This is a genomic window from Alcanivorax sp. DG881 (assembly GCF_000155615.1).
In the GTDB taxonomy this organism is placed as follows: domain Bacteria; phylum Pseudomonadota; class Gammaproteobacteria; order Pseudomonadales; family Alcanivoracaceae; genus Alcanivorax.
Genome location: NZ_DS989915.1, coordinates 2,440,200 through 2,444,600 on the forward strand (window position 1 = coordinate 2,440,200; position 4,401 = coordinate 2,444,600).

6 protein-coding genes are annotated in these 4,401 nt (G+C 60.3%); 4 read left to right on the plus strand and 2 right to left on the minus strand.

Annotation, left to right across the window (positions count from 1 at the left end; genetic code table 11):
* Positions 1-19: 19 nt before the first annotated feature.
* Both ADG881_RS11040 and ADG881_RS11045 read right to left on the minus strand, forming a co-directional pair.
* Positions 20-610 (minus strand): YceI family protein, encoded by a 591-nt coding sequence (locus tag ADG881_RS11040; RefSeq protein WP_007149052.1) that lies wholly within the window; start codon positions 608-610, stop codon positions 20-22.
* A gap of 25 nt (positions 611-635) precedes the next feature.
* Positions 636-1,229 (minus strand): cytochrome b, encoded by a 594-nt coding sequence (locus ADG881_RS11045; protein WP_007149081.1) that lies wholly within the window; start codon positions 1,227-1,229, stop codon positions 636-638.
* Positions 1,230-1,470: 241 nt separating this feature from the next.
* Here ADG881_RS11045 and pyrR point away from each other — a divergent pair, with 241 nt between their 5' ends.
* The 4 genes from pyrR to ADG881_RS17810 are packed head-to-tail and all read left to right on the plus strand — an operon-like array spanning position 1,471 to position 4,345.
* Positions 1,471-2,019: a bifunctional pyr operon transcriptional regulator/uracil phosphoribosyltransferase PyrR gene (pyrR, locus tag ADG881_RS11050; protein ID WP_007149106.1), complete on the plus strand. Its 549-nt coding sequence runs from the start codon at positions 1,471-1,473 to the stop codon at positions 2,017-2,019.
* A 2-nt stretch (positions 2,020-2,021) separates the two neighbouring features.
* Positions 2,022-3,065, plus strand: coding sequence for an aspartate carbamoyltransferase catalytic subunit (locus ADG881_RS11055; RefSeq protein ID WP_007150658.1), 1,044 nt, complete (start codon positions 2,022-2,024; stop codon positions 3,063-3,065).
* Positions 3,052-4,095, plus strand: coding sequence for a dihydroorotase (locus tag ADG881_RS11060; RefSeq protein ID WP_255343044.1), 1,044 nt, complete (start codon positions 3,052-3,054; stop codon positions 4,093-4,095). Before ADG881_RS11055 ends, ADG881_RS11060 begins: the two co-directional genes overlap by 14 nt.
* Positions 4,061-4,345 (plus strand): amidohydrolase family protein, encoded by a 285-nt coding sequence (locus tag ADG881_RS17810; RefSeq protein WP_007150838.1) that lies wholly within the window; start codon positions 4,061-4,063, stop codon positions 4,343-4,345. Before ADG881_RS11060 ends, ADG881_RS17810 begins: the two co-directional genes overlap by 35 nt.
* Positions 4,346-4,401 lie beyond the last annotated feature (56 nt).

The following is a 4,401-nucleotide window of genomic DNA, read 5'->3' on the forward strand; positions in this document are numbered from 1 at the left end:
CGCCGTAGTAGAAGCGTTATTACTGCCTGATCCCTTCCACAGAAATAATAATGTCCACGGTTTCTGAGGCTGGACCCAAATCCTTGGTGATGCCGAAGTCGGACAGCGTCAGTGTGGTGGAGGCTTCCAGGCCCATGCGGTAGCCGCCCCACGGATCATCGCCGTAACCGATCAGTTTGGCATCCAGGGTTACCGGTTTAGTCACGCCATGCAGGGTGAAGTCGCCGGTGATTTTTGCGGTTTTCTCGCCGGTTTTTTCAATGTTGGTGCTCTTGAAGGTGGCCGTTGGGTATTCGTCCACGTCTAGGAAATCATCACCGCGCAGGTGTTTGTCACGTTCAGCGTGGTTGGAGTCTACGCTGGCGGTCTGGATGGTGGCGTTTACCTGGCTGTTCTCCGGGTTTTCTGCATCGACGGTGAAATCGCCAGTGAAGTCATTGAATTGACCATACAGCCAGCTGTAACCCAGGTGGGAAATCTTGAACATGACAAACTGGTGGGTGCCTTTGGTGTCGAACTTGTAGGTGCCACCGGGCTGGTCGGCGAACGCCATGTTGCTGAGCAGCAACGCCAGGGCGGGGATCGTAACTTTTTTCAATAACGTCAACATAAGCATCAAACTCCGTTTCAGGTGATTAAGATAGGTTGTGAGTGTCGTTTGGGGTGTGCGTTGTGCTTCGTGGCGCCAGGCCGAGAATGCGTCGTAAGGTGTCGTCGCGATCAAAAAGATGATGTTTGACGGCGGCCAGCGCGTGCAGGCCTGCCAAACCGATCACGGCCCAGGTGGCCCAGTAATGAATCAGGCCGGCGGTGTCTTCCAGGCCGGTCTGGTGGCCGCTCACTGAGGGAACGGCGAACCAGTTGAACACCTCCACGGAAGAGCCATCCGCGCTGCTGATCAGGTAGCCGCTGATCATGGCGGTAAATAGCAGCAGGTACAAAGCCCAGTGAGTGAGATGTGCGCTGATTCTTTCCCAGGGCTTGTGGGTGGGCAGCGGCCCGGGAGGAGGTGAGACAAAGCGCCAGCCCAGGCGCAGCAGCATGGCAATAAACAGCAGGATGCCGATGCTGCGATGCAGATCCGGGCCTTTGCGATACCAGGGGTCGTAATAGCCCAGGTCCACCATATAAAAGCCCAGCGCAAACAGGCCGATCACCGCCAATGCCACCAGCCAGTGGAACAGCACGGCAATGGCGCCAAAGCGTTGTGAGTCGTTGCGCAGTTTCATGAGGGTTCCCTTCCAGTGTTCTCCGCCCTTATGGCTGGGCGATCCCTTACTTGTTCAGAGTCCACGCCGCGTATCAGGTTCCGTTGATTACAAAACTTACAGGCGTTATGCGTATGCCTCTAGCTTGTCGGCATTGTGGTCCGGGACACAGCGCAAAAAACTGAACGGTTTGATCAGTTGTTCCGTTGATTGCCTCAGCGCCCTGGCCTTCTGCTACTCTTACGCTTTATGGATATGCCTTATGGATTGTGGGAGAGCGGCCTTGAGCTGGGATGAGCAACAATTGCAGACGCACCTGGATGCCATGGCGGCGGCCATCAATGAGCGCTTTGCGGACAAGTCGCCACTGCTGGTGGGGATTGAATCCGGGGGTGTCTGGGTGGCGCAGGCGCTTAATGACCGTTTGCCCACGGCGCTGCCGCTGGGCTCGCTGAATCCGGCGTTCTACCGGGATGACTTCGACACCCGTGGACTCAAGCCCACGGTGACGCCGTCCAAGCTGCCATTTGATGTGGATGGCCAGCATATTTTGTTGGTGGATGATGTGCTGATGACCGGGCGCACCATCCGTGCGGCCATGAACGAGTTGTTCGATTTTGGTCGCCCGGCGTCTATCTCCCTGGTGGTGCTGTTCGACATTGGCCACCGACAATTGCCAATTCGTGCCGATATTTGTGGGGAAACTTTGGCATTGCCACCCCATCAGCGGGTAGAATTACGCGGGCCCTCACCGTTGATTGCCGAGATTCGCAATCTGGTGGTTGAGGACGATACAGAGACAAGGTCATAAGAATGACGCCGACGCTTGCGCCATCCTCCCGCGTACAACTTACCGACGACGGTAAGCTTCGCCATTTTCTCACCACTGAGCACCTCCCTCGTTCCCTGCTGGAAGATATTCTCGATACGGCGGCAAGCTTCGTGGATGTGGGCGGCCGGGCCATCAAGAAAGTCCCCTTGCTGCGCGGCAAGACCGTGGTGAACCTGTTTTTCGAATCCAGCACCCGTACCCGCAGCACCTTTGAGCTGGCGGCCCAGCGGCTCAGCGCTGACGTGCTTAACCTGGATATCGCCAAGTCCGCCACCAGCAAGGGCGAAACCCTGCTCGATACCCTGCGCAACCTGGAAGCCATGGCGGCGGACATGTTTGTGGTGCGCCACCAGGATTCCGGAGCGCCGTTTTTCATTGCCAACGAAGTAACGCCCAGCGTGGCTGTGATCAATGCCGGTGACGGGCGCCATGCCCACCCCACCCAGGCCATGCTCGACATGTATACCATCCGCCACTACAAGGGCGGGTTCGCCGGGCTGAAAGTGGCCATCGTCGGCGATATCCTGCATTCCCGGGTGGCGCGCTCCCAGGTTCACGCACTGAATATTCTCGGTGCCGAGGAAGTCCGCTTGATCGGCCCCAAGACGCTGCTGCCGGTGGATGCGGAAGCGTTGGGCGCCACGGTGTTCACGGACATGGCCCAGGGCCTGAAAGACGTGGATGTGGTGATCATGCTGCGCCTGCAGAAAGAACGCATGGATTCCGCCCTGCTGCCCAGCGAAGGCGAGTTCTTTCGCCTGTATGGCTTGAACAATGACAAGCTTCATTTCGCCAAGGATGACGCCATCGTCATGCACCCCGGCCCCATCAATCGGGGCGTGGAAATTGCTTCTGAAGTGGCGGATGGCCCCCGTTCGGTGATTCTCAACCAGGTGACCTTCGGCATCGCCGTGCGCATGGCTGTCATGTCCATGGCCATCAGCGGCCAGGATAGCGACAGCAATGCTCTGGCCGCCTCCACAGAAAGCATGGAAGGAGCAGGAGGTGCACGTGGCCAGCGCTAACCGTAACCGCGCCCATATCCTGATCCGCAAGGGCCGGGTTATCGACCCGGCCAGTGGCCGTGATGACGTGGCTGACCTGTTGATTGAAAACGGCCGCCTGACGCGCATCGGCGCCAGCCTGGACGCACCGGGGGCCGATATTGTGGAGGCCGACGGCCATTGGGTGTTGCCTGGCCTGGTGGATGCCTGTGTGCACTTGTCGCTGCCCGGTAGCGGCCGCACCGGTGATATCGCCAGTGAAACCCGCGCCGCTGCGGCCGGGGGCATCACCCACCTGGCGGCCCAGCCCGACTGCGGCCCGGTGGATTCCACCGCGGTGGTGCGGTTGATCCGTGAGCAGGCCGGCCAGGCCGGCTTTGCCCGTATCATGCCGATCGCCGCCATGACCCAGGGATTACTGGGCGAGCAGCTGGCGGAGATGTCTACCCTGGCCCGGGCCGGTTGTATTGCGGTGGGCAATGCCGGCGGCAAGGTGGCTAATTCGCTGGTGTTAAAACGTAGCCTGGAATACGCCGCCACCTTTGATCTGCCGGTCATGTTCCGCCCGCAGGATTCGGCGCTCAGCGCCGGGGGCTGTGCCCACGAAGGGCCGGTGGCGACCCGCCTCGGTTTGCCCGGTATTCCCGCCGTGGCAGAAAGTGTCGACCTGTCCCGCGACCTGTTGCTGGTGGAGGCCACCGGGGTGCGGGCGCACTTCCAGCAGATTTCCAGTCGCGATTCCCTGCGCCTGCTGCGCGCCGCCAAACGGCGCGGCCTGCCAGTGACGGCGGACGTGAGCATCCAGCACCTGCTGCTGGACGAGTCGGCGCTGGAAGGTTTCAACAGCCACTGCCATGTGATTCCGCCCCTGCGCAGCGCCGCCGATCGTGAGGCCCTGCTGGAAGCCGTGGCCGATGGCACCATCGACGCTATCTGTTCCCAGCACACCCCCATTGGTTCTTCCAGCAAGGCGGCGCCGTTCCCGGCCACCAAACCGGGCATGGCTGGGTCTGGATGTGCTGCTCTCGCTGGTCTTGCAACTGGTCAGTGAGGGCAAGCTGGAGTTGTCGCGCGCACTGGATGCGGTTACCGCGGCCCCGGCCCGTTGCCTGGGAATCCAGGCTGGCCAGCTGGAAACCGGTCGCCCTGCCAGCCTCTGTGTGCTGGACCCGGCGGGCGTCAAGGACCTCCGCGAAGACTGGCTGTCCGCAGGCAACAACTCCCCCTGGCGTCATGCCCAGCTCAAGGGCAGCGTGAAACTGACGGTGTGCCAGGGCAAGGTGAGCTGGCTAAGCGATTAGGCAATGAATAGTTAAGAATGAATAGCGACGCGAAACCGCGTTATTTGTCTCTAGAC